The 22,972-nt window shown below is 72.5% G+C and carries 19 protein-coding genes; 6 read left to right on the top strand and 13 right to left on the bottom strand.

What is annotated here, in order from left to right:
* The first annotated feature begins 939 nt into the window (after positions 1-939).
* Together ACTJK8_RS17540 and ACTJK8_RS17535 are read left to right on the top strand one after the other, a co-directional pair.
* Positions 940-2,706 carry a monovalent cation:proton antiporter-2 (CPA2) family protein gene (locus tag ACTJK8_RS17540; protein ID WP_058607726.1) on the top strand — a complete coding sequence of 589 codons (1,767 nt, stop codon included), beginning with the start codon at positions 940-942 and terminating at the stop codon, positions 2,704-2,706.
* A 474-nt stretch (positions 2,707-3,180) separates the two neighbouring features.
* Positions 3,181-5,556: a type IA DNA topoisomerase gene (locus tag ACTJK8_RS17535; protein WP_440762292.1), complete on the top strand. Its 2,376-nt coding sequence runs from the start codon at positions 3,181-3,183 to the stop codon at positions 5,554-5,556.
* 64 nt (positions 5,557-5,620) lie between these two features.
* Here the strand turns inward: ACTJK8_RS17535 and ACTJK8_RS17530 are convergent, their stop codons facing one another.
* Positions 5,621-6,034, bottom strand: a complete 414-nt coding sequence (locus ACTJK8_RS17530) for a DUF4186 domain-containing protein (protein ID WP_440762291.1) — start codon at positions 6,032-6,034, stop codon at positions 5,621-5,623.
* Positions 6,035-6,046: 12 nt separating this feature from the next.
* On the opposite strand from ACTJK8_RS17530, the gene ACTJK8_RS17525 reads away from it, so the two are divergent.
* On the top strand, positions 6,047-6,817 hold the full coding sequence (locus tag ACTJK8_RS17525) for a DUF72 domain-containing protein (RefSeq protein WP_440762290.1): 771 nt from the start codon (positions 6,047-6,049) through the stop codon (positions 6,815-6,817).
* Positions 6,818-6,996: 179 nt separating this feature from the next.
* On the opposite strand, the gene ACTJK8_RS17520 is transcribed toward ACTJK8_RS17525, so the two are convergent.
* The 8 genes from ACTJK8_RS17520 to ACTJK8_RS17485 form a co-directional block, all read right to left on the bottom strand.
* On the bottom strand, positions 6,997-8,193 hold the full coding sequence (locus tag ACTJK8_RS17520; protein ID WP_440762289.1) for an FAD-dependent monooxygenase: 1,197 nt from the start codon (positions 8,191-8,193) through the stop codon (positions 6,997-6,999).
* A 251-nt stretch (positions 8,194-8,444) separates the two neighbouring features.
* On the bottom strand, positions 8,445-8,654 hold the full coding sequence (locus ACTJK8_RS17515) for a hypothetical protein (RefSeq protein WP_012329634.1): 210 nt from the start codon (positions 8,652-8,654) through the stop codon (positions 8,445-8,447).
* Between the two features lie 259 nt (positions 8,655-8,913).
* Positions 8,914-9,426 carry a hypothetical protein gene (locus tag ACTJK8_RS17510; protein WP_029358073.1) on the bottom strand — a complete coding sequence of 171 codons (513 nt, stop codon included), beginning with the start codon at positions 9,424-9,426 and terminating at the stop codon, positions 8,914-8,916.
* Between the two features lie 68 nt (positions 9,427-9,494).
* On the bottom strand, positions 9,495-11,324 hold the full coding sequence (locus ACTJK8_RS17505; protein ID WP_024827330.1) for a glycoside hydrolase family 15 protein: 1,830 nt from the start codon (positions 11,322-11,324) through the stop codon (positions 9,495-9,497).
* Positions 11,325-11,400: 76 nt separating this feature from the next.
* Complete coding sequence (locus ACTJK8_RS17500; RefSeq protein WP_012329631.1) at positions 11,401-12,291, bottom strand: SMP-30/gluconolactonase/LRE family protein; 891 nt, start codon at positions 12,289-12,291, stop codon at positions 11,401-11,403.
* Between the two features lie 55 nt (positions 12,292-12,346).
* On the bottom strand, positions 12,347-12,607 hold the full coding sequence (locus ACTJK8_RS17495; RefSeq protein WP_012329630.1) for a hypothetical protein: 261 nt from the start codon (positions 12,605-12,607) through the stop codon (positions 12,347-12,349).
* Between the two features lie 512 nt (positions 12,608-13,119).
* Positions 13,120-13,779: a response regulator transcription factor gene (locus ACTJK8_RS17490; RefSeq protein WP_058607722.1), complete on the bottom strand. Its 660-nt coding sequence runs from the start codon at positions 13,777-13,779 to the stop codon at positions 13,120-13,122.
* A gap of 6 nt (positions 13,780-13,785) precedes the next feature.
* The gene (locus ACTJK8_RS17485; RefSeq protein WP_058607721.1) at positions 13,786-15,126 is read right to left on the bottom strand and encodes a sensor histidine kinase; all 1,341 of its coding nucleotides are present in this window, start codon (positions 15,124-15,126) and stop codon (positions 13,786-13,788) included.
* Between the two features lie 177 nt (positions 15,127-15,303).
* Between ACTJK8_RS17485 and ACTJK8_RS17480 the strand changes: the two genes are divergently transcribed.
* Positions 15,304-16,209, top strand: a complete 906-nt coding sequence (locus ACTJK8_RS17480) for an MBL fold metallo-hydrolase (protein ID WP_058607720.1) — start codon at positions 15,304-15,306, stop codon at positions 16,207-16,209.
* 169 nt (positions 16,210-16,378) lie between these two features.
* Here the strand turns inward: ACTJK8_RS17480 and ACTJK8_RS17475 are convergent, their stop codons facing one another.
* From ACTJK8_RS17475 to ACTJK8_RS17465, 3 genes are all read right to left on the bottom strand, one after another.
* Entirely contained in the window at positions 16,379-17,584 is a 1,206-nt protein-coding gene (locus tag ACTJK8_RS17475) for an L-dopachrome tautomerase-related protein (RefSeq protein WP_012329626.1), read from the bottom strand.
* A gap of 84 nt (positions 17,585-17,668) precedes the next feature.
* A complete protein-coding gene (locus ACTJK8_RS17470) occupies positions 17,669-18,799 on the bottom strand; it encodes an epoxide hydrolase family protein (protein ID WP_058607719.1) in 1,131 nt (376 codons plus the stop codon).
* Between the two features lie 233 nt (positions 18,800-19,032).
* On the bottom strand, positions 19,033-20,238 hold the full coding sequence (locus ACTJK8_RS17465) for an MFS transporter (RefSeq protein ID WP_053620993.1): 1,206 nt from the start codon (positions 20,236-20,238) through the stop codon (positions 19,033-19,035).
* Positions 20,239-20,340: 102 nt separating this feature from the next.
* Here ACTJK8_RS17465 and ACTJK8_RS17460 point away from each other — a divergent pair, with 102 nt between their 5' ends.
* Positions 20,341-20,904, top strand: coding sequence for a TetR/AcrR family transcriptional regulator (locus ACTJK8_RS17460; RefSeq protein ID WP_012329623.1), 564 nt, complete (start codon positions 20,341-20,343; stop codon positions 20,902-20,904).
* Between the two features lie 72 nt (positions 20,905-20,976).
* Here ACTJK8_RS17460 and ACTJK8_RS17455 read toward each other — a convergent pair whose 3' ends face one another.
* On the bottom strand, positions 20,977-22,062 hold the full coding sequence (locus ACTJK8_RS17455; protein ID WP_058607718.1) for an alpha/beta hydrolase family protein: 1,086 nt from the start codon (positions 22,060-22,062) through the stop codon (positions 20,977-20,979).
* Positions 22,063-22,355: 293 nt separating this feature from the next.
* Between ACTJK8_RS17455 and ACTJK8_RS17450 the strand changes: the two genes are divergently transcribed.
* Complete coding sequence (locus tag ACTJK8_RS17450; RefSeq protein ID WP_012329621.1) at positions 22,356-22,967, top strand: TetR/AcrR family transcriptional regulator; 612 nt, start codon at positions 22,356-22,358, stop codon at positions 22,965-22,967.
* The last annotated feature ends 5 nt before the right edge of the window (positions 22,968-22,972 follow it).

Below are 22,972 nucleotides of genomic sequence, written 5' to 3'. Positions count from 1 at the left end.
CAGCGTTCGCTCTGAGCCAGGATCAAACTCTCACGTTGAAGAGATTGATCTAAGCTGATCACAACATCTTGACAGAGGCTCACAATCATCCTGGCATCACTGCCCGGATAGTGTGAGCTTCTGAAGCGTTAGACAGCTCGCTTCTCTCGATGATCCCGCTCTCGCAGGATCCGCAAGGACAAGCGCCGTCCACGCTTCTCTTTCTCGTATTCACTTGTCAAAGAGCGGCGCCTGCTTACACAAGAGCCATTTGAAGAGCAACAGGAACTGCTCCGGCGCTCGCCGAAAGCTGCTTGCAGTCTTCAGTAGAAGTCCGTCCGAGCGGCCCGCCCTGGCCGGGCACCGCGTCGGGAGGCGCCGTATAGGGCGCCCAAATTCGCCTGTCAATCGCCCTTCCACATCGGCCGCGAGGCGCTCCGAACCGGTGCCGAGCGGCCGTATCGGGAGGCCGGTCCGTGGGGGTGCAGATCCGCGTCGCGCCGCGAACGCCTCGGTATCCGGGACTCGGACGAGCATTCCGTCCTCCGCGACAGGCGAACAACGCTCCTGTTCGAGCGCGCGCCTGACGAGCGGGTCGCGACCTGCTCCCGTATCGGCGCGCGAGACGCTGATGACCGCGATCTTCGGGGTGCACGGAAACCACTCTCCGATCCGGCAAAGTCCCGCCCGAGGGGAGTCGCCGGGGCGGCAGCCATCCGGCGGGCCTGTCGGTGATCAGGACAAGGGGTACGCTTCGGGTCGCGCGTGCGTTCGAGGGCTCGGTCGCGCGGGCCTGGCCGAAGCCGAAGAAGGTCGCTCGCAGGGTCATGATCGAAACGATCCGTTTCGATAGTTTCCATTTGTGATTCAGCCTTCCTCCCTCAAGGTGGGTCGATCGACGCGTCCTCGAAGCCTCGCACGGGCTGGAGGGCGCAAGCGCACCCACGAAAGGATTTCGCCATGGCTGTCGAAGCATCCGGTGCTGGAAGCGAGCTCGTCCAGGTCGTCGCCCTCCTCGCGGCCGGCGTCATCGCCGTCCCGCTGTTCAAGCGGCTCGGCCTCGGCTCGGTGCTCGGCTACCTCCTGGCGGGACTGGCGATCGGCCCCTTCGGTCTGGGCCTGTTCACGGATGCCCACGCCATCCTCCACGTGGCCGAGCTCGGCGTCGTGATGTTCCTGTTCATCATCGGGCTGGAGATGGAGCCCTCCCGGCTCTGGGGCATGCGCCGCGCGATCTTCGGTCTCGGCCTCGCCCAAGTGGGCGCCTGCATCGCGGCCCTCACCCTGGTCGGGCTCGCCCTGGGCTTCCCGGTCACCGTCGCCTTCGTGGCCGGCACCGGCTTCGTGCTGACCTCGACCGCGATCGTCATGCAGCTCCTCGAGGAGCGCGGCGCGCTCTCGACGCCGAAGGGTCAGCGCATCGTGGCGATCCTGCTGCTGGAGGATCTCGCCATCGTCCCGCTCCTCGCCGCCGTCGCCCTTCTCGTGCCGGGCGGGAGCGCAGCGAGCGCGACGGAGCGCGCGGTCACGGTCGCCATCGCCCTGGTCTCGGTCTGCGCGCTCGTGGCCGCGGGCCGTTGGCTGCTCAACCCGCTGTTCCGCCTCCTCGCGGCCTCCAAGGCGCGCGAGGTCATGACGGCCGCAGCCCTCCTGGTCGTGCTCGGTTCGGCCCTCGCGATGCAGCTCGGCGGGCTCTCGATGGCGATGGGCGCCTTCCTGGCCGGCGTCCTTCTCTCGGAATCGAGCTTCCGCCACCAGCTGGAGGCCGATGTCGAGCCGTTCCGCGGCATCCTGCTCGGCCTGTTCTTCCTGGGCGTCGGGATGTCCCTCGACCTGACCGTGATCGCCGCGAACGCCGGTCTGATCCTGGCGGGCGTCGCCGCCTACATGGCCGTGAAGGGCCTGCTCATCTACGGCGTGGCCCGGATTCTGCGCGCCTCCCATGCCGAGTCGCTGGAGCGCGCGGCCCTCATGGCGCAGGGCGGCGAGTTCGCCTTCGTGCTGTACGCGGCCGCCGCGAGCGCCGGCATCATCGACGGCACGACCAACGCCGTCCTGACCGCCACCATCATCCTGTCGATGGCGATCACGCCGCTGATGGTCGTCGCCTTCGACCGTCTCGGCCCCAAGGCCGCCCTGTCCACCGACGGCGTCGAGGCGCCCGAGGATCTCGTGGGCAGCGCCCTCATCGTCGGGTTCGGTCGCTTCGGTCAGATCGCCAGTCAGCCGCTGATCGCGCAGGGCTGCTCCGTCTCGATCATCGACACGAACCCGGGCAACATCCGTCTCGCCGAGGGCTTCGGCTTCAAGGTCTATTACGGCGACGGCACGCGCCTCGACATCCTCCACGCGGCCGGTGCCGCGACGGCGCGGGCGATCCTGATCTGCGTCGACGACACCGCCATGGCCAAGCGCGTCGCGGAGATCGCCAAGGCGGAATTCCCCCTGGTGCCCGTGCTGGCGCGCGCCCGCGATCGGGAACACGCCGTCGAACTGATCCAGGCCGGCGTGGCCTACCAGATCCGGGAGACTGTCGCCTCGGCCCTGCTCCTCGGCGAGCAGGCCCTCCTGACGACCGGCGCCGACCCGGAAGCGGCCAGCGCGATCATGGCGGAGGTCCGGCGCCGCGACGCGGAGCGTCTCGATCTTCAGGTCGTCGGCGGGCTCTATGCCGGCCGGGAACTCATTCACGGCAACAAGACCGTCTCGGCGCACGGCGCCGGTTAGTGAGTGGGCGGCCGGGTCTCGGTTCCACGCCAGCAGGATGCCGGCCCGTCCCGGCAGGTCTTAGGGGCGGGAAGACCGTATCGCGCAGCCGGGCGTTCGGAGCCTTCGGGGCGCCGAACGGCCGGCCGTCGATGGCGCGGCGCACGCAGGCGAAGATCCGGCGACACGGCATGCCCGGTGCACCCGGCGGCCTCGCCCGGCTCGGACACGACCGCGCCCGGAGGGAGCCACCGCGCGCCACGCTCCTCCGTCCGACATGCTGCGAAGGCAGAGCCTCCAGGCGTCCGCGACGGTCTCGACCGATCCGATGCGTCGGCTCGGCGGACGGAGCTCTCGTGACCGGCGCCGCAGGCGCCCCCGCGGTGCCGCGGCCTCGGCTAACCCTCGATCGATGGCGCCGGTTGCAAGCGGCACCCGTCTGGAACAAAATGGGAACCACCGCCCGGCGCGGCGACAGTCCTATCGGTCAGCGACATGCCACCTCCGAGTTCCGGTCGCACGCTGTTCTTCTTCGAGAAGCCCTCGGCGATGCGCCAGCTGCAGCGCTTCTTCCGCTCGCCGAGCACGGTCTGCGTGGCCGCGGAGGGACACCTGCTGTCGGCCGAGGAGCCGGGCAGCATCCGGCCCGAGTGGAAGCCCTGGCGCTTCGACGTCCTCCCGATCGTCCTCGCCACGATCCCGGTCGGCTACGGGACGAACCGGTCCGGCCAGTCGCACGAGTCGAAGATCGCCGCGATCCGGCAGGCGCTGACCGGCGTCGAGCGCGTGATCATCGCCACCGATCCCGGTCGTGAGGGCTCGATGATCGCCTGGGAAGTGCTCGAGCATCTCGGCTGGCACGGGCGTGTCGACCGGCTCAAGCTCGGCGCGCTCGACGAAGTGTCGATCCGACGGGCCTTCGCGGCCCTGGCCAAGGATCCCGACTCGGGCGAGCGGGACTACGCCGCCTACCTCGAGGCGCTCTGCCGGCAGTACGAGGACTATCATCTCGGTCTGAACGGCACGCGGGCGATCTCGCTGCGCCTGCGCCCGCCCGCCTTCCGGGAGCCGTGGCGCTTCGGCGGCGTGCAGACGCCCACCCTCGCCATCCTGGCGGATTTGGAGGAGCGGATCCGGTCCTTCGTGCCGCAGGACTTCTTCAAGGTCGCGGTGCACCTGGCGACCCGCTCGGGCGCGGAACTCACCCTCTGGCACGCCCCGAAGGAGCGGATCTTCGACGCGGCGATCGCCGAGACGATCCGGTCCGCCGCGGCGACGTGGTCGGGCCCTCTGGCGGTCGCGCACAAGGATGTCCGGCGCGCACCGCCCCGGCTGTTCTCGAAGGATACCCTGGCGCGGCGCTGCGCCAAGCGGTTCGGCTGGGACCCGCAGCACACGGCCGGCGTCGCCCAGGACCTCTACGATCAGGGGTACCTCAGCTACCCGCGCACGGAGTCCGAGCACCTGCCGGAGGGCCAGGCCGGCGATGCCGCCGCGGTCATCGCGGCCGTCACGACCGTCCTGACCGATCTGAACGCGGTGGTTCCGCGAGACGCTGCGCCGCTGATCCGTCGCGGTCTCAAGGGCCACTACGTCGCGGATCCGGGCGAGCACCACGCCATCGTGCCCCTGCGCAAGGCGCCCGAGCGCGGCCGTCTCGGCGCCGATCAGTTCCGAGTGTGGGAACTCGTGGCGAAGGCCTACCTCGCCGCGCACCTTCCCGACGGTGTCGACGCGCGCACGAGCGTCACGGCGGAGGTCGAGACACCGCTCGGCGTGAAGCGGTTCGCCGTCTCCGGCAGCGTCGTGCGCGCGCCCGGTTGGCGCGCGATCTACGGCAGCGAGGCCGAGGCCGAGGCGGACGTCGTGCCCGGCAAGGCCAAGCGCGAGGCGGAAGCTACCGCCACCCGCCTGCCGCTCGTGACCGACGGCGAGGCCGCCTCCGCCGCGACGGCGGACGTCGCCACCGCGATGACCGAGCCGCCGCGGCGGATCACCCGGGGCGAGTTGCCGGTGGTGATGGGTCGGCTGATCGACCAGGTGGACGATCCGGCCGCCAAGCGCGCCCTAGAGAACCCGGCCAACCCGAACGAGCCGAAGGGGCTCGGGACCGCCGCGACCCGGGACACGATCCTGCCCAAGCTCCTGAAGAGCCGCTACATCACGCTGTCCACGGGAAAGGATCCGGCCATCGAGGTCACCGAGGTCGGCCGGACCTTCATCCGCGCGGTGCGCGGGGTGTTCCCGGCCTACGGGGATCCGGTCGGGCGCGCCATGTTTGAGGCGGAGCTCGCCGAGATCGGACGGGCGGCCACGCGGGCCGAGGCCGTCGCGCGCGCGAACGCCTTCCGGCAGCGCACCCGCGCCCGTCTCGACGACCTGATCGCCGCGATCGCGCGGGCGCCGGCGGTCAGCCTCGATCCGAGCCTGATCCCAGCCGGTCAGGGCGACCAGCGGCCACCGACGCCGGCCATGATGGCGTTCGCGGTGAGTCTCTCCGAGCGGAAGGGCGTGACGCTGCCGCGCGGCTGCAGGAGCAGCATCAGCGTCTGCCGCGCGTTCCTCGACACCCATGCCGGACCGCGCGCCGCGCAGGCGGACCACGCCGGCGGCCAGCGGATCCCGAGCGCGGCGATGCTCGGCTACGCGCGCAGCCTCGCCCAGCAGCGCGGCGTCCCGTGCCCTCCGGAGGCGGAGACCGACTTCGACGCGTGCCGCCGCTTCCTCGACGCGCACGCAGCGCCGCCGCGGCAGGGTAGGGGCGAGGCGAGTGCCGGAGGGACGAAGGGCAAGAAATCCGCGGAGCGGGAGAAGCGGCGGGGCCGGTCGGCCCGGACGCCGCGACCAGCGACGGCACGCCGCCGGGCCTGAACCGCTTCGGCGGGCGCGTCGGGAATCGAGGCGCCAGGCGGCAGCGCCCGGGCTCGGGCGCGCCTCAGGCCTCGACGTCCTGGGAGCGCAGCCAGCGCGCGATCGCCGCGACCGCGTGGGCCTGCTCGGCCGCGGTCAATTCCCGGCCCGCGGGAATCGCGTGCCACTTGGCCAGACAGCCGCGGCAGCAGGTTGCCGACGCGTGCTGCGCTGTGAAGACGGGGTGGCCGCGGAAGGGCGTCTGCTTGCCGTCGTTCCTGGGCTCGGCGGGCGCGAGGCGTCGCCGCACGAAGTCCCGCGCATGGTCCAGGACCGTCGGGAGCCCCTTCGCCCGGAGATAAGCGCGATCGGCGGGCGACAGCCGGAATCGTCGACGGAACGCGGAGTGCGGGAGACGGTCGAACACCTCGTCGAGCGCTCGCATGCGCGCAGGTCCCGGTCTACCGATCGCCGGTCGGGCCGGCATGGCTTCGGCCACGAGCGGTATTCCATGCATCCATCAGACACCATCGCCGTCGGTACCGCGGGCTGGAGCCTGCCCAAGACCTACGCGCCGCGATTTCCAGAGGCGGGCAGCCACCTGGAGCGGTACGGACAGCGCTTTCCCGCCGTCGAGATCAACTCCTCCTTCTATCGGCCCCATCGGGTGACGACGTACGCGAAGTGGGCCGCGGCGGTGCCGGACGGGTTCCGCTTCGCCGTGAAGGTGCCGCGATCGGTCACGCACGAGCGGCGCCTCATCGGAGCGGACGAGCCCCTCGCGCGCTTCCTCGGTGAGGTCGCAGGTCTCGGGACGAGGCTCGGGCCGCTGCTGCTCCAGCTCCCGCCGAGTCTGGCCTTCGACAGCCCGTCCGCGGCGTCCTTCCTGACGGAATTCCGGCGGCGCTTCCCGGGCGACATCGTCTGTGAGCCGCGCCACGCCACGTGGTTCACCCAGGATGTCGATCGCCTGCTCGTCGGCCTCGCGATCGCCCGCGTCGCGGCCGACCCCGCGCCGGTCCGGAACGCCGCCGTGCCCGGCGGCTGGCCGGACCTCGTCTACTACCGGCTCCACGGCTCGCCGCGGATGTACCACTCGGCGTACGAACCGCGCGTCCTGTCCCGGATCGCCGAGCGCCTCGAAGAGCACGAGGCCCTCGGCCGTCGCGCGTGGTGCATCTTCGACAACACCGCGGCGTTCGCGGCGATCGGTGACGCCCTCGACATGCTCGCGCGCGTCGGGACCCGGCAGGGATCCGATTCACGAAAGACCGGGCATTGATCTCACGGGGATGGAGAGGATTGTCGCGTGCCGGCACTGACCTGCGTGCCGGCACGGGCGGCGCCGACAACAGACGGTGTCGCGCACCAGTCCCGGGTCAGAGCCCGCAGCGCGCCGGGCCGCGGAGATCCGAGCGCTCGCGGTAAAACCGTGCGGCGCGCGGGTGCCGCGCTGTCGGATCAAGCCGATCGACCGAGATAAGCGGAGAGATCGGGCTCCTCGGATCGCCCGCCGAACAGCTTCGCGGTGACGCGGCGAACCACGGGCCAACTCGCGACGTTCAGGGCCGCGTGGAGGAGACGGATGCCGGTCCGCGTCCGCGGATTCATGAGCTTCGGCGCGAGCTTGGGAACACTCTGCGCCCGCTCGACATACGGGCGCATCGCCCGTTCGTACGCCGCGAACGCGGCCCCGACCGTGTCGGCGCGGGCCAGCTCGCCGGCCAGCACGCAGGCGCCGGTGACCGCCAGCGTCGTTCCGATTCCCGCGAGCGGCGTCGCGCACCAAGCCGCGTCGCCGGTCAGCGCGACGCGGCCGGACGACCAGCGCTTCATCCGCACCTGGCGCAGGACGTCGAGGTAGAAATCGTCCGCCCCGTCCAGACCAGCCACGACGCGCTCGGCTTGCCACCCGGCGCCCTCGAAACGCGCCCGCAGGAACGCCTTCTGCCGGGCGATATCCCATTCCTGCTCGCCGCCGGGCGGTTGACGGAGCGTCAGCATCGCGCGCGTGGTGCCGTGCTGGTCCGGCCGCAGCGAGATACTGCGGCCGCCCCTCGCGTTGAACCAGCGCCAAATCCGATCGTCGTCGGGGGTTCGGGGGATGGTGAAGTAGGCGATGGTCAGATCCATCCAGCGCGGCGCATTCTCCCCGGGAAAGACGAGCTCGCGGGTCGATGAGCCGACGCCCTCGGCCACGATCACCGCGTCGTAGCGTTCCGTCGCGCCGTTCGCGAAGGTGACGGCGACCGCGTCCTCGTCCTCCGCGACGCGGGCCACGCGGTCGCCGAAGCGGTAGCGAGCCCGCTCCCGGGCCGGCTCGTAGAGAAGGCGGGCCAGGTCGCCGCGCAGGATCTCCATCTCGGCGGTCGGGCCATCGCCCGCGGACCCGGCGACGTCGAATCGCGCGGCGACCCGCCCCTGACCGTCGATCCAGGCCGTCCCCTCCTCGCCGGTACCGCTGTCGAGGGCGGCCCGCTCCAGGCCCATCCGGCGCAGCACCGTGCGACCGACGCCGCGCACGTCGATGTTCTGCCCACCATCCCGGAAGGCGGGCGCGCGCTCGACCACGGTCACGTCGAAGCCGCTGCGGCCGAGCCACCAGGCCGCCGTGTTGCCGGCGATGCTGGCGCCGGTGATCAGGATGCGACGCGCCATATGGAAACGACCTCCGGGGGACCCAACACCGTCCGGTGGACCAGGTTGCCACCGCCGATATCGGCCGCTCGCGCCGGCACGCCGGGCTGTGACCCGCGAGCAAGATCACCGGAACGTCTGCCTGGCCATCGCGATGATGCCGGCCGCATCGCCCGCCACGACATCGACGATCGCCTCATCGCTCCCGAACAGATCCGTCGACGACTGTGGAGATCGGTGCGCATCCATCGAGAGACGATGATACCGCCAATCTACCTGGAGCCCGACAATCCGAAGACGATCGCCGAGGCTGCGACGAGGAGCGGGGCCCAGAAATGGACCAGGCCGCCGCCGCTCCAGACGGTGAACGTCTCCCGGCAACCCGTCGTGTTCATCGCGCATCCCAGAGGGACGAAGTACATGAACCACACGAAGGTCGCGATGACGAGAAGTGTTCCGAAAACCAGCGCGGCGCCCCGCATCGACGACATCCTCGTGCCCGCACCTGTCGGTGCGCGCTCTGCATCGGCCCAGGGCCGCGAACGGATCCCACCCTGCCAGGACTGACGACCCCTGTCGCTCCGTCCTTGGGCGCGGTCGCGCTCTTCGACAGGGAGCCTGGAGCGGGACCTCGCGAGATCCGCTCCGGCCCGTCCGCTCCCGGTGAGATGCCGCGGAGGCGGACGCCGGGGGGAGAAGGGCTCGGCCCGGAGCGCCCGCTCGGGCCGGCCGGGTCCGGCGCTACCGCGGGCCGCCGCCGCGCCGCCGCGCGATCTCATGGCCCGCACTGTCGAGGGCGCCCGACGGTGCCAGGCCGTCGTTGGGCACGGGCCGCATGCCATCGTGCGCTTCGCGCGTGGACGGCCGCGCGGGACCGGGATCGCCGGCGGCCTGCCTCATCGCCAGCGCCCTGCGGGAGCTCGTGACCAGGCGACCGCGCGCCCGGGCGTTGCGCCTGCGCTCGCTCTCCTTGCTGGCACGCTTCACCGCGGCCGCCAGCACCGCGGCCTTCCGGCGTGTCCCGGTGTTGTCCGTCGCGGCCCGCGCGCCGGACGGGTCGGCCTTGCCGCGCAGCTCGCGGCGCTGCCGGCGGGAGATATGCCGCGCGCGGTCCCGGCTTTCCCGAAGACGCGCGACCAGCTCCGCCAAGCCGCCGTCATCGGCCTCGGCGAGCCTGGGATGATGCGAGCGCGCGACGAGATCGGCCTCGTCGACGCTCAGGAGACGGGCTTCGTGACGGCTCGATCGGGACATGGGCACTCCAGGTAGCGACGCGGGTGGCGAGGCGGGTGGTGAGGCGGGCAGGGCGGAACGCGCGGCGGTCAGGCGGGCCCGCCCAGGGTCGGGCTCCGGCGCAGCGCCGTCTCGCGCAGGGACCGGTCGGCGTAGGTGCCCTGCACCGCCGCGCGGCCGCCGTGGTCGAACAGGTCGAGCATCAGGGCGCTGTGGATGAAGCCGAGATGGCTGAACGCCTGCGGGAAGTTCCCCAGGAACGCGCCGTCCGGCGCGACCTCCTCGGCGTAGAGCCCGACGTCGTTCTGGAGGGCGCGCAGGGCGTTGAAGCGCAGCCGCGCCTCCGCGTCCCGGCCGAGCCAGAGCAGCGCGTCGACCAGCCAGAAGGCGCAGAGCAGGAAGGTGCCCTCGTGGCCGGGCAGGCCGTCGCCGTTGCGGTAGCGGTAGACGAGGTGGCCGTGCCCGAGGCGCTCGATGACGACGTCCACGGTCCGGGCGAAGGCGGCCTCGTCGACCGGGAAGCCGACCATGGGCGCCATCAGCAGGGCGGCATCGACGTCGTCCCCGCCGAGGTATTGCGGGTAGTAGCCGTCCCGGTGGATCCCCGGGCCGTTCACGCACGCGACGATCCGGTCGCGCTCCCGGCACCAGGTCTCGCGCGGGCCGAACAGGCGGATCGCCCGGTCCAGGGCGACCCAGTTCATGATCGCCGCGTGGAGGTAGCGCTGCTCGGGCTTGCGCGGCTCCCAGAGGCCCGCGTCGGGCCGGTGCCAGTGCGCGGCGGAGATGTCGGCCAGCCGGGCGCCGTGCCCGTGCATCGCGTCCGGGAGCGTGCCGCCCAGGCGTGTGTAGAGGTAGAGCAGGTCGAGCACCTGTCCGTACGCGTCGGCCTGATGCTGCTCGGCGGCCTCGTTGCCCGCCCGAACCGGCGCGCTGCCCCGCCAGCCCTCGAAATGCGCGATCGTGGCCTCGGTGAGATCGGCCTCGCCCGAGACGCTGTAGAGCGGCCGCAGCCGCCCCTTCGCCCGCGCGCAGAGTTCGGCCACGAACCCGAAGAAGGCCTCGGCTTCGCGCAGCATGCCGAACTTCTTCAGGACGTAGAAGGACAGGCACGCGTCGCGGATCCAGCAGAACCGGTAATCCCAGTTGCGGATCCCGCCGATCTCCTCCGGCAGCGAGGTCGTGGCCGCCGCCACCATCGCGCCGGTCGGCGCGTAGGTCAGCGCCTTGAGCACGAGCGCCGACCGGATCAGCTCGTCCGCGAGCGGCCCGGTATAGGCGGCGTCCTGCGTCCACAGCACCCAGGCGCTGCGCGTCCGCTCCATCAGGGCGCGCGCGTCCGGCGGCGCGTCCGGGAGGGCATCGCCGTAGAGGCTGAAGCTCCGCGCCTGCCCGCCCTCCAGGACGAACCGCGCCGCGGCGCCGGTCCCGTCCCGCACGAACTCGACATCCGCGACGAGGCCCGGGCATCCCGGTGCCGTCACCCGTCCGCCCGCGATCTCCGGCGGCGCGACGGCCTCGGCGAAGCCCGCCAGCGGCCGGTAGGCGACCGCGATCGGGACGCGGCCCGACACGCCGCTGACGTGCCGGACCAACCGGGGCCGGTCCGGGCCGCCCTCCGGCCCGACCATGAAGTCGTGCAGGGTCACGAAGCCGTCCGGCGTGGTGAAGGTGGTCTCCAGGATGTTGCTGCGGCTCAGGTACTGCCGCGTCGTCTCGTACCGCCCCTCGGGGCGGATGGAGAAATGGCCGCCACGCCGGCGGTCGAGCAGCCGGGAGAAGGCCGGGTCGGCGTCGAAGCGCTCCAGGCAGGCCCAGTCGATCGACCCGTCGCGGGCGACGAGCGCGCACCCCTCGCAGTTGCTGAGGAGGGCGTAGGCTTCGATGGGCTGATAGGGGCGCTCGCCCGCGTCGGTCATGGAATCTCCTGAGGGTCGGGCTCCGACGCCCGGGCCGAGGGCGCGCGAGGAACGGGTTCCGGCCGGATCCGCTGGGTCAGGCGCAGAGCCGGAAGGCCGGCTCCAGCAGCCCCCGCGCGCCCACGTCGATCAGGATGGTTCGGCCGTGCTCCGGATCCTCGGCGCGGTCCGCCGCGTCCATGCCCTCGTAGGCGGACGTGACCAGCAGGCGGTCGAGGTCGCGGCCCGCGAAGGTCGGGCAGGTCGGTTGCCGCATCGGCACCGAGACGGTGCGGACCCGCTCGCCCGCGGGGCTGTAGGCGTCGAGGCAGCCGGCGCCGAAGCGCGCCGTCCAGATCAGGCCTTCGGCATCGACGGCGGCCCCGTCGATCGCGCCCTCGCCGCCGCGATGGTCGAAGTGGATCGCGACCGGCCCCCGCGGCAGCCCGGTCCTCGGGTCGAGCGGCACCCGGTGAAGCACGCCGACGTCGGTATCGACGAAGTAGCCGGTGGCGCCGTCCGGCGAGAAGCTGATGCCGTTGGGGATCGTCAGGCCACCGAAGAGGCGGTGCACCTTGGTGCCGGCCACGTGATAGATCGATCCACGCCCCTTGGTGGCGTCGCGATCCATCGTGCCGATCCACAGGGCCCCGCTCGGATGGACGCGGCCGTCGTTGGAGCGGTTGTCGAGCAGATCCTCCTCGAGGGGGCAGAGCATCCGGATGTCCCCGTCCCGGATCGACCGGACATAGAGACCGTCCTCCGCCGAGAGCAGCTGGTGGGCGCCGTCGATCGCCGCGACGTCGCTGACCTGGACGGGCAGGACGTGGACCAGCGCCTTCTGGGCGCTGGCGATCGGCTTCTCGAACAGGCGCGCTTCCAGGATATCGACCCACCACGCCGTCCCGGTACGCGGATCGTAGCTCGGCCCTTCGCCGAGGTGGCAGCGCACCTGGCTGAGGATTCGGATGTCGTGTGGAGGACGCAACTGCTCGTTCCCGTTCGTGCCAGTCGATGAGTGAGGCGGACCTGTCGCGACGGTGTCAGCACCCGTCGCAGACGCTGCCGAGGACTGCGTCGAGGTCCTTCTGCCGGCGCGTCCGCTCGCGCGGATCGTGCAGCGGCGCGGCCCCCGCGCCGGGCGGCACCGTCTGCCCCACCGACGAGCGGTACGGCGCGTTGATCGTGGTCTCAGGGCCGCCGCCCGTCCCCGTGAACGGGGCTGCCAGCGCCGCATGGATGCCGATGAACGGCGCGACGAGGCCGATGACCGCTCCGCGCGTCAGTGTTGTTCCGACAGTCATGGCGAGCCTCCCGATTCAATCTCCGCTCTGATGTGCCTGCGCGGCGGGACGCGCCCGTCCTCGCGGCGAGAACCGACGACCGGCAGGAGATCCGCGAGCGACAACCCGGGCATCGGGTGCGCCCGCTCCGCGCCAGCCAAGAGCAGCGACGCCGTTCGCATGTAATCGTCGTTTAATCCGCAGTCTCGGCAAAATCACGAGCCTTGAATGGAGCCGTAATTTTCCGCCGCGATGGCAATGTAGGCGACGACATGCAATCGCGGAGTGCCCCCACGCACGCATCGGCGCGGATTAAACGCGGCGCGCTGCTCGCTGACGGATGTCGGGAAGGATCAGCCCTCAGTCAGATCAATGCACGCGCGGTCACGCGGCTGGCGCCGCTGACCTCAGGAACCGGAGCGGGGCAGGGCGTCGAGCGACAGGCCGGCCCGCAGGGCGCGCCGACGCCGAGCGCCGCGACGGTTGCGGCGCGGCGGGCCTCGATCGGAGTTCGCGTGCGCGCGCGGTCCCCGTCACGTCCTGCCGGCCGGCGCCTCGGGCGGGGACACGAGCCCGGCGCCCAGGGCGATCCAGACGAGGTGTGCATCGGTGCGGGCACCGAGCTTGGCGCGGATCCCCGACAGGTTGTTGTGCACGGTCTTCAGGCTCAGGCAGAGGGCCTCGGCCACGGCCTGCGCGGTCATTCCCGCCGCGGTCAGGCTCAGGATCTCGACTTCCCGCGGGCTCAGCGCGTCGACCGCCGCGCGCCCGCCCGCAACGTCGTCCTGGGCGATCGCGCGCGCGATGTCGGCGCTCATCGCCCGCTCGCCGCGCAGCACGGCGGCCACCGCCGCCAGCAACTCGCGCGGCGGGCTCGCCTTGCTGACATAGCCACACGCCCCGGCGGCGAAGGCTTGGCGCGCGACGACGGCCCCGGTGCGCATGCTGAAGACGAGGATGCGGGCCGTTCTGTCCCACTGGCGGATGTGCCGGATGGCCTCGATGCCGCTCGGTCCCGGAAGCGACAGGTCGAGGATCACGAGATCCGGCCCGTGCGCCTTGTACTGGCGGTAGGCGTCCGCCGCGCTCGCCGCCTCCGCCGTCACGGCGAGTCCCGGCTGGCGCTCGATCAGGCGGCGGTAGCCCTCGCGCACGACCGGATGGTCGTCGACGAGGAGGATGGACGCGGCCATGGCGCCTCAGCCCGCGGTCGGGACGGTCGCGCAGGCGCGGATCCCGTTGCCGGTGCCGGTCAGCGCGAGGGTGCCCCCGAGGGCGGCGAGGCGCGCGCGGATGCCGACGAGCCCGCGGCCCGTCCCGGACGCCGTGCGGGACACATCGCCCCTGCCGTCGTCGTCCAGGGTGAGCGTCACCGACCGCGCTCCGGTCTCCGCCCGGACGACCCGCAGGAAGATCCGGCTCGGACGCCCGTGGCGGAGGGCGTTGGTCAGGAGCTCCTGCGCGACGCGGTAGAGACTCGCCGCGACGGTCACCGGCATGTCGGCGAGGTCGCCGGCCACGTCGAGATGGAGGGCCGGGCCGGACCTGAGCTGCCCCCGCCAATCCGCCACGAGGCCCCGCAGCGCGTCCTCCAGCCCGGTCTCGGCGAGATCGGGCAGTTCGAGGCGCGCCAACGCCCCGCGCAGGCTCTCCCGCATGCTGGCGATCACGGCCTCGATGCCGCGCGCGTCCGCGCGGAGATCCTCGCGATCGTGGGGCGCGGCGAGTTCGATCGCGGCCGCCCGCGCGCCCGCGGCTGCGAGGCACTGGCCGAAGGCGTCGTGCAGGTCCCGCGCGAGCGCCTGCCGCTCCTCTTCCTGCACCGTGACGAGCCGCTGCATCAGCTCCGCGCGCGCGGCCTCGGCGCGGACGAGACGGTCGGCGAGATCATCGCAGGCGCGGGCGATCCGGTCGAACTCGGCGGCTGCGAAGCGCGGCAGCGGCGACCGGGCGCGGGCCGCGTCGACGTTCGCCAGCCCGTGCACGATCTGCCGGGCCGGCGCGACGAGGCGCGTGACGGCGAGCCAGTTGAGAAGCAGTGTCGCCGCCGTCAGAGCGAGCGCGAGCCCGCCGGCGAGGCGAACACGCTGCCAGACACGGGCCGCCGCGGCGGTCGGGTCGGGCCAGGACGTGACGCTGCCGATCGCGCGCTCCCGATAGACGACGGCGCGGATCGTCGGCTCGAGCGCGGCGTCCGCCGCGAGCGCCGCCCGAAACCACGCGGGCGCGGCATCGAGGCCGTCCCAGTCGCCGCAGACCCGCCGGGGCGGTTCGACGCCGAGCTGGATGTCGGCGCAGATCCCCGGAAGGAGCGTGAGGATCGCCGGTGCGGGCTGCGGCGGCGCGGCGGCCATCGCGACCGGGCCGGCGCTGCCGAGGCCCGGCTGACGCGCGAGCTGCGCGGCGATCCGGTCCGCCGAGATCGCGGCCTCCCGCCGCAGGCTCGCCTGTGCCGCGCAGCCGGTCCAGGCGACGGCGCCGGCCAAGCACAGGATGGCGACCGCGAGGAGGCGTAAGCCGAGATGCGCGGGCAGGCTCATGGGGGCGAAACGGCCGGGCTCGAGACGACGCGCCGATTTGGCACCGGGACCGGGCCGGCGCGCAAGCTGTGCCGGTCAGCGCGGGAAGAATGCCCGGTCGCGGGCGGGAGGCCGTCCCTGGCCCGACGCCGACACGCACCGCAGGATGGCGGCGTCCCGTCTCCCGCGGAGCCCGCCATGGCCCTTCATCTCTCCCGCCGCAGGCTGCTCGCCGCCTCCGCCCTGCTGCCGCTCGGCCTGCGCGAACCCGCCGCGGCCGCGCCTGGACCCTATCGGGTCGGCGCGCTCACCGTGACGCCGCTGCGCGACGGGCTGTTTCCGCTGGAGCCGCGCATGATGCCGGCGGCCGAGAGCCCGGCCGGACGGGCGCTGTTGCAGGGGGCCGGTCTCAGCGCGGACGGTCCGTCGCCGGAGCCGGTCAACGCCTTCCTGATCCGGCGCGGCGCGCGCCACTGGCTGCTGGATGCGGGCTGCGGCACCGTCTTCGGACCGGGCTTCGACCGCGTGACCGCCGCGCTCGCGGCGGAGGGCGTGCGGCCCGATCAGGTCGAGACCATCTGGCTGAGCCACCTCCACGCCGACCACGTGGGCGGTCTCCTGACGCCGGAACGCCTGGCGCGGTTCGCGAACGCCGAGCTCGTGGTGCAGGCGCGCGAGGTCGCCTACTGGACCGATGCCGGGGCCCGGGCCTCCGCGCCCGCCGCCCTGCGCCCGATGTTCGAGACGGCGCAGGCCGTGCTCGCCGCCTACCGCGCTCGGACCCGCCACGTCTCGGGCGAGGCGGAACTCGCGCTCGGCATCCACGCGCTGCCGCTACCCGGCCATACGCCGGGGCACATGGGCGTGCTGATCGCGGACGGCGCGGACCGGTTGCTGATCTGGGGCGACATCGTCCACTCGCGGCTCCTGCAGATGCCGCACCCGGATTGGACGGTGATCTGGGACACCGACCCGGCGGAGGCGATCGCGACCCGCCGGCGCGTCCTCGATCGCGCGGCGACGGAGGGCCTGAGCGTGACCGGGATGCATCTCGCCGCCCGCGGGCGGATCGAGCGGACCGATGCCGGATACGCGCTGGTCTAGAGGTCCCGGGCCGCGCCGCAGCGGGCGCGATGGCGGGTCGGGCCCCGCCCGGCGCGTCGCGGGGGCTCGGGCGACGCCGATGCCCCCGGCAGCACGAGCACGGCCTCCGCCGACCTGACCGGGCGAGGGGGGCCCGCGTCGGGACGACGGGGCGCGGCCGCAGCGGCCCTCAGCGAGCCGTCCCGGGCGCCGTGGACCCGGTGACGTCGCCCGGTCCCGACCGGATCGCCCAGAGTTCGGTGGGAAGGCTGATCGGCGCGCCCGGCTTGTAGTCGGCCGAGTCCTGGATGTGCGACGTCGTCACGTAGATCGTGCCGTCCGGTCCCTCGCTGAACGTGTCCGGCCACCGCAGCTGCGGGTCCTGCACCAGGGTCGTGAGGCCGCTCCCCTTGCCGGTCAGGTCGCGGACCTTCACGGCGTTGTCCTGCGGCGAGGTCACGTACATCCGGCCGTCCTTGCGGGCGATCAGCAGGCCGTCGGCGGGGCCGTTCTCGCCGACCGTCACGATCTTCGATTCCAGCGTCCTGTCGCTGAGCGTCTCGGGCACGAAGGAGGCGGTCGCCCAGCCGGTGAGGGCGTCGGTCGGCAGGCTGTAGAGCGTCTTGCCCTTGATGGCCTGCCAGTACAGGGTCTTCCCGTCCGGCGAGAGGGCGATGCCGTCGGCCGAGAACTCGACGCCGCGGCCGTCCGGGCGGCGCAGCGGCTTGCCGTCGTACTGCACGGTCACGCTCTTGTCCGGCATGGTCGAGGCATGGCCGGACAGCACGCGCTTGGCGGACCCGCTGTCGAGATCCACCACGATCAGCGCCCCCTCGGCGCCGGAATCGGTCAGGTAGGCGGTCTTGCCGTCGGGCGCGATCCGCACGTCGTTGATGTAGGAGGCCTGCAGCACCGTGCTGGTGTCGAACGGGATGGTCTTCACGACCCGGTTGGTCTTCAGGTCGATGCCGACGAGCTTGGGGCCGTCCTTGACCACGTGCGCCATGGCGGGCGCGGCCGCGTCGACCACCCAGAGACGGTCCTGACCGTCGGCCACGACGCTCTGCACGCAGACGAAGTGGGTCTTCGGGTCGACCTCGTCCTTCTTGGCGTTGCGCCAGCTATTCCACTCCGCGTCCGGATAGGGGACAGGCGTGCCGTCCTTCACCTCGGCCACGGAGACGGGCGCGTCCTCGCTCCAGCGGGGGAAGTTGACGAACATGCGCCCGTCGCGGCTGACGGTGATGCCCGTGACCTGATGGGCGAAGCCCGCCACCTTCGTGAGTGCCGCGGGCGCGGGCTTCGCGTCCTGAGCCGCGGCGGGACCTGCCAGCACGGCCGCGCCGGACATCAACGACACGGCCAGCCCGGCGCGAACGCCTCCTGCAAGCTTCATAGCGCGCACTCCACGAGGATGGGGGATATCCCCGGCCAACGCCCCAGGGCGCGGCCGGGTCCGGGGTGCGGCGGGATGACTCCGTCAGCCGCGGCCCCAGTCCCGCAGGTCCTGGACGAACAGGTCCGGAGTCTCCATGGCGGCGAAGTGCCCGCCGCGCGGCATCGTCCGCCAGCGCGAGACCGCGTAGCCGCGCTCGAGCCAGTCCCGCGGCGGCGCCGGCGTGCGCGGATCCGGGTAGGCCGCGAAGGCCGTCGGCACCGTGACGCGCCGGCCCGGCGGCATCCGACGCACGCCCTCAAGCTGCGCGCCGGCGTAGAACCACGTCGCCGTCGCGAAGGAATCGGTCAGGATGTAGAGCAGGGCGTTGGTCAGGAGCTGATCGTTCGAGAACACCTGCGCGAAGGGCCGCTCCCGCAGGTCGGCCCAGTCGTGGAAGCGCTCGACCAGCCAGGCCAGCTGCGCCACCGGCTCGTCCGCCATGGCGTAGCCCAGGGACAGGGGCTTGGTGCCCTGGAGCTGCGCGTAGGCCCCGAGGGCCTGCTGGGTGGCCGCGGCCTGCTTCTGCCAGGCCCGCTCCGCCGCGCTCTCCGGCTCGGCGTCGGGCTGCACCAGCAGGTAGTTCAGGTGGATCGCCTCCAGCGCGTCGGCGTGGTCGAGGCCGAGCCAGGCCGCGACCCCGGCGCCCCAGTCGCCGCCCTGCACCCGGTAGCGCGGGTAGCCCAACGCCTCGCGCATCAGGCGGTCGAACAGCCGCGCCGCGGTGCGCGCCCCGATCGGCGCGGCGGGTTTGCCCGAGAAGCCGAAGCCGGGCAGCGCCGGGATCACGAGGTCGAACGCGTCCTCCGGCCGCCCGCCGTGGCGCGACGGGAAGGCCAGGGGCTCGATGACCGACCAGAACTCGTAGATCGAGCCCGGCCAGCCGTGGATCAGCAGCAGCGGGCGCCGGCCCTCCGCCTCACCGACGACGTGGACCGCGTGCAGGTCGAGATCCTCGACGCGGGCCAGGATCTGCGGGAAGCGGTTGAGCTCGGCCGCGGCGGCGGCCTCGTCGAAGCCGTCGAGCCAGTGAGCGCACAGGGCGGCCAGGACGTCCGGATCGCAGCCGTAGCGCCAGCCGGCCCCCGTCGGCAGGCGCGGCATGCGGTAGGCCCGCACGCGCTCCCGCACCCAGGCCAGCCGCGCCGCGTCCCAGACGACCGTGAAGTCTCGCATGCATGCCTCCGCTCGGATCCGCGTCCCGGGAGCGCGCGGAAGCCAGCTGTCCCACGCGCGCGCCGCTGACCTGCCTCAACGCGGCTGGACCGAGACCGTCCCGCCGGTATCGCCTCCGTCGGCACGACAACCGCTGCCCGCGCGGCGCCGCCCTCGGCGCTCGCGCGTGTCGGGCAGCCGTTGAAGCGGGCGCGGAATGCGGCCGGGGACCGTCTCGGCCACGGCACCGTGCATCAGCCGGGCAGGACGCGCCGCGCCGCCATCGCCCGCCGTGCCAGGAACCCGGCCGCGCTCATGGCGACGATGGCGGCCGCGTAGATGTCGGCGGTGGTCACGTAGCCGATCCGGCGCACGAGATATCCGGCACAGATCACCGGCAGGCTGAAGGCCAGGTAGCTCTCGACATAGTAGGTCGAGAGAAGCCCCGCCCGCTCGCCCGGCTTCGCCAGCGGAACGATCGTCCCGAGGGCACCGAGGAAACTCGTCCCGAAGCCAGCGCCGCCGACCAACGTCCCGCCGATCAGGACCGGCACGCTCCCGCCGTGCATGCCGGCGAGCACGATGACGAGACCGGTCGTCATGGCCAGCGTCCCGATCGTCAGGTTGGCTGCCGCGTCCCCGCCGCGCCGCTGGACGACCGCGCAGGCGCCCGCGACCATCAGGGCCGCGACCATGACGCCGCTCGTCAACGGTGTCCGGCTGCCCGTCGCGGCGACCACCAGCGAGGGGACGATGGAGAGGTAGAAGCCCCCGAGCATCCAGGTCGCGATGTTGGTCGGCGTGATCGCGGCCAGCGGCCGTCTGGCCTGCGGCGGGACCACGACGCGGGGCCTCAGGGCCCGCAGCGCTCCCGTGCGGCGCTCCCCGGTCTCGGGCGTCAGCCAGAGGAGGGCGGCCTGCGCGACGAACAACGCCCCCAGGATCGCGTAGACGAGACGGAGCGGATGCGGGCCGTACTGCACGAGCGCGCTGGTCCCGAGCGCGCCCACCGCCATCCCGATCAGCGGCATGATCGCGTTCACGAGCTGGGCCCGCCCCCGGTCGACGTCGACCAGCGCGGCGCCCAGGGAACTCGCCGCGATGCCGGTGGCCACGCCCTGGACGAAGCGCGCCGCGATGAGACCCCACGCCCCGTGGGCCGTCGTGAACAGGACCATCGCCACGAGTTCGAGGAGCAGCGCGCCGCAGATCACCGGCCGTCGACCCAGGTGGTCCGAGATCGACCCGGCGACGAGAAGCGCCTTGAGGAGGGCCAGCGCGTAGACCGCGAACACCGCGGTCGTGAGCACGGGGGAGAGCGCGTAGGTCTCCTGATAGAAACGGTACAGCGGCGTCGGCGCGGCGGACGCGGCGAGGAAGGTGCCGAGCACCGCCGCGTGGAAGAACAGCGTGCCGCCGCCCGCGACAGCCACAACTTTCAGGTTGCCGACCCTGGTCATTGACGACCCTAAAGGCTAATCCGTTGCGTTTGATGCGTAGTCCCTCCGCGCCACAAACGCAACTCTTTTGCGTTTGTGGCGCCGCCGACGGCAGAGTGCAGGATGACGACGAGGCAAGGGCCGCGTCCGGGCGGGCGCAGCGCGCGGGTGCAGACCTCGGTTCAGGCGGCCGTGCGCGAACTCCTGACCCGGACGGACCGTTCGGAGATCACGGTGCCCCTGGTGGCCGCCGCGGCGGGCGTGACGCCGTCGACGATCTACCGGCGGTGGGGCACGCTCGCCGAACTCTTCGCCGACGTCGCAGTCGAGCGGCTGCGTCCCGACGCCGAGCCGGCCGATACCGGCAACGGCCGGACCGATCTCGAGGCCTGGGCGGAACAGTACGCGGACGAGATGTCGTCCGCGCCGGGGCGGGCGATGATCCGGGACGTTCTGGCGGCGTCGGACGCGAACTGTGCCCAGCGATGCTGCAGCTTCACGCGCGATCAGATCGCGATCATCGCGGATCGGGCCCTGGCCCGCGGCGAGGCCTTCCCGGATCCCGAGGCGGTGCTGGACGGGGTCGTCTCGCCGATTCTCTACCGGATCCTGTTCGGGACCGCGCCGAACCGGGAGCGGATCCGCGCACTGGTCGAGCGCACCCTCACGTCGCGCGAAGCGACCTGACCCGGAGCGCCGACATCGACGGTGAGACCGGGCTGGCAGGTTCGGCTCCGATGGGGCGCGATGACCGGCGTGTCAGAGCGGTTGCACCGGGTGCGCGCGCGCCCGGTCCCTCTCGCGGGACGACACGGCGGGTTGCGCCAGCGACGCGCTCGCGAAGCCCGCGGGCGCGACGGCGAGGATCGGCTTCCAGGTCGAGGACCACGCGCGCAGCGGCTCCGGATCGCCGCCGAACGCGAGGTCGAGGAAGGCCAGCGCCCCGGTGGCGGTCGCCTCCTTCACCTGCGGGTTCAGGTTCAGACCGCCGGTCAGGGGACGGTCGGTGAAGATGCTGTGTGAGCCGCCCCGGAAGACCGCCAGCGCCTTCCGGGGCGTCGCGATCGCCTCGTACACGGCGAGGCGATCGCTGAACGGCGAGGTGCGCCCGGGCAGCTGGATGACGTCCTCGGTCGCCGTGACGTGCAGGGTCGGGATCTCCACCGCGCCCAGGACGGCCCGCAGGTCGCGCTCGCCGTAGAAGGGCGGCGCCGAGATCACGATGCCGGCCGCGATCCGCGGGTCCCGCGCCTGAAGGGGGCGTCCGTCGCGGATGACGCGCGCGCCCGCCGCGATCAGCGTCGTGTTGGCACCGTAGGAATGGCCGGCCGCAACGATCCGGCGCGGGTCGATCCGGTCTCCGAAAGCGCCCCCGTCCTGAACGAGGATGCGGTCCAGGGCGAAGCGCAGGTCGCGCGCCCGCGCGATCGCCTCCTGTTCCTGCGCCGCCCGCTCGATCCGGTCGAGCAGCGCCAGGGGATTGCCGGTCCAGACGGACGTGTCGCTGCCGACGTGCTGCAGGTGCAGGCTCGCGACCCCGTGGGACGCCCAGTGCCGACCGAGATAGCTGTATCCGGTCCGGGACTGCCCGAGACCGTGCGAGAACACGACGAGCGGAACGCGCCGCCGGAGCGACGACGTGTTCGGCCAGTAGAGGCGTGCCGGCACGGGCCGCTGACGCGCGCCGTCGACCCAGTCGAAATCGGCGATCCGGACGTCCTCCACGACAGGCTGCGCCGCGGCCGGGCGCGTCAGTCCCGCGGCCAGGGTTCCCAGCAGCAGGGCGCCGACCTGCCGCCGGCTGGGCGTCGGCCGCGCCGCTGTCGGACTGGAGCAATCGAGCATGGGGCAGGGCTTTCGCGAGAGGAGGCGGGACGGGACGACCCGCGGCGCTGCGCGTCGCCGGTCACAGCGCGACCACGACGCGCGCCCGCCGCTGGGCGCGCCGGCGAGAGTTCGGCCGTCGGGACGCGCGTCCCGACGGCGACCGAGCCTGCCGGACTCGGCGGGCGGGCGAGCACGCGACCGGAGCCCGGCACCGCGTCCCGATACCGTTCCAGAAATTTGCACTCGGTGCGAAAATATAATTGCACTGCGTGCAACTTTGCAAGTGCGGAATCGCATGCGACAACGCCGGCATGGGGATCCCGCCACCGAAGCCCGGCAGCCTGCGCGCGCGAAAGCGGCAGGAGACACTGGAACGGATCGCCGAGACCGGCCTGCGGTTGTTCAGCCAGCACGGCTACGAGGCCACGACTCTGGACGCGATCGCCGAGGCCGCCGGCATCTCGCGTCGAACCTTCTTCTACTACTTCAAGTCGAAAGAAGAGATTCTGCTGGATTGGCAGATGCGGGGCTTCGGCGCGGCCCTGCGCAGGGCCGTCCTGGCCCAGCCGGAGGGCAAGGTTCCGGTCGAGGTCGTCCGCGACGCCCTGCTGACGCTGTCGACGGGATTCCGGACCCAGGAGTTCATCAGCATCGACCGGGTCATGCGATCCAGCGAGACCCTGAAGGCCCGCAAGCAGGCGGCCTACGGCCTGCACGAGCAGGCCCTGCACGCCGCACTGATCGAGCGCTGGGGGGATCCGGCCCGCAGCGCCTCGCTGCGCCTCGTCGCCATGGCGTCGCTCGGTGCGATGCGCTTGGCGATCGAGGCCTGGATCCAGGCGGGCGGGGACCGGCCGGTGGACGCCTTCCTGCGGGCCGCCTTCGCCGGCCTTGCGGCCGAGTTCTGCGCGCCGTCCCGTTAGCGCGC

Origin of the sequence: Methylobacterium sp. 22177 (assembly GCF_052045615.1) — a bacterium.
Classification (GTDB): Bacteria; Pseudomonadota; Alphaproteobacteria; order Rhizobiales; family Beijerinckiaceae; genus Methylobacterium; species Methylobacterium radiotolerans.
The sequence above is the reverse complement of the archived record's forward strand: the minus strand, read 5'-3'. Positions and strand labels throughout refer to the sequence as shown.

Bases quoted from the DNA above. Each gene is read 5' to 3' on its own strand.
- ACTJK8_RS17540 (WP_058607726.1), top strand. From the start codon at position 940: ATGGCTGTCGAAGCATCCGGTGCTGGAAGCGAGCTCGTCCAGGTCGTC.
- ACTJK8_RS17535 (WP_440762292.1), top strand. From the start codon at position 3,181: ATGCCACCTCCGAGTTCCGGTCGCACGCTGTTCTTCTTCGAGAAGCCC.
- ACTJK8_RS17525 (WP_440762290.1), top strand. From the start codon at position 6,047: ATGCATCCATCAGACACCATCGCCGTCGGTACCGCGGGCTGGAGCCTG.
- ACTJK8_RS17520 (WP_440762289.1), bottom strand. From the start codon at position 8,193: ATGGCGCGTCGCATCCTGATCACCGGCGCCAGCATCGCCGGCAACACG.
- ACTJK8_RS17515 (WP_012329634.1), bottom strand. From the start codon at position 8,654: ATGCGGGGCGCCGCGCTGGTTTTCGGAACACTTCTCGTCATCGCGACC.
- ACTJK8_RS17510 (WP_029358073.1), bottom strand. From the start codon at position 9,426: ATGTCCCGATCGAGCCGTCACGAAGCCCGTCTCCTGAGCGTCGACGAG.
- ACTJK8_RS17505 (WP_024827330.1), bottom strand. From the start codon at position 11,324: ATGACCGACGCGGGCGAGCGCCCCTATCAGCCCATCGAAGCCTACGCC.
- ACTJK8_RS17495 (WP_012329630.1), bottom strand. From the start codon at position 12,607: ATGACTGTCGGAACAACACTGACGCGCGGAGCGGTCATCGGCCTCGTC.
- ACTJK8_RS17490 (WP_058607722.1), bottom strand. From the start codon at position 13,779: ATGGCCGCGTCCATCCTCCTCGTCGACGACCATCCGGTCGTGCGCGAG.
- ACTJK8_RS17485 (WP_058607721.1), bottom strand. From the start codon at position 15,126: ATGAGCCTGCCCGCGCATCTCGGCTTACGCCTCCTCGCGGTCGCCATC.
- ACTJK8_RS17480 (WP_058607720.1), top strand. From the start codon at position 15,304: ATGGCCCTTCATCTCTCCCGCCGCAGGCTGCTCGCCGCCTCCGCCCTG.
- ACTJK8_RS17475 (WP_012329626.1), bottom strand. From the start codon at position 17,584: ATGAAGCTTGCAGGAGGCGTTCGCGCCGGGCTGGCCGTGTCGTTGATG.
- ACTJK8_RS17470 (WP_058607719.1), bottom strand. From the start codon at position 18,799: ATGCGAGACTTCACGGTCGTCTGGGACGCGGCGCGGCTGGCCTGGGTG.
- ACTJK8_RS17465 (WP_053620993.1), bottom strand. From the start codon at position 20,238: ATGACCAGGGTCGGCAACCTGAAAGTTGTGGCTGTCGCGGGCGGCGGC.
- ACTJK8_RS17460 (WP_012329623.1), top strand. From the start codon at position 20,341: ATGACGACGAGGCAAGGGCCGCGTCCGGGCGGGCGCAGCGCGCGGGTG.
- ACTJK8_RS17455 (WP_058607718.1), bottom strand. From the start codon at position 22,062: ATGCTCGATTGCTCCAGTCCGACAGCGGCGCGGCCGACGCCCAGCCGG.
- ACTJK8_RS17450 (WP_012329621.1), top strand. From the start codon at position 22,356: ATGGGGATCCCGCCACCGAAGCCCGGCAGCCTGCGCGCGCGAAAGCGG.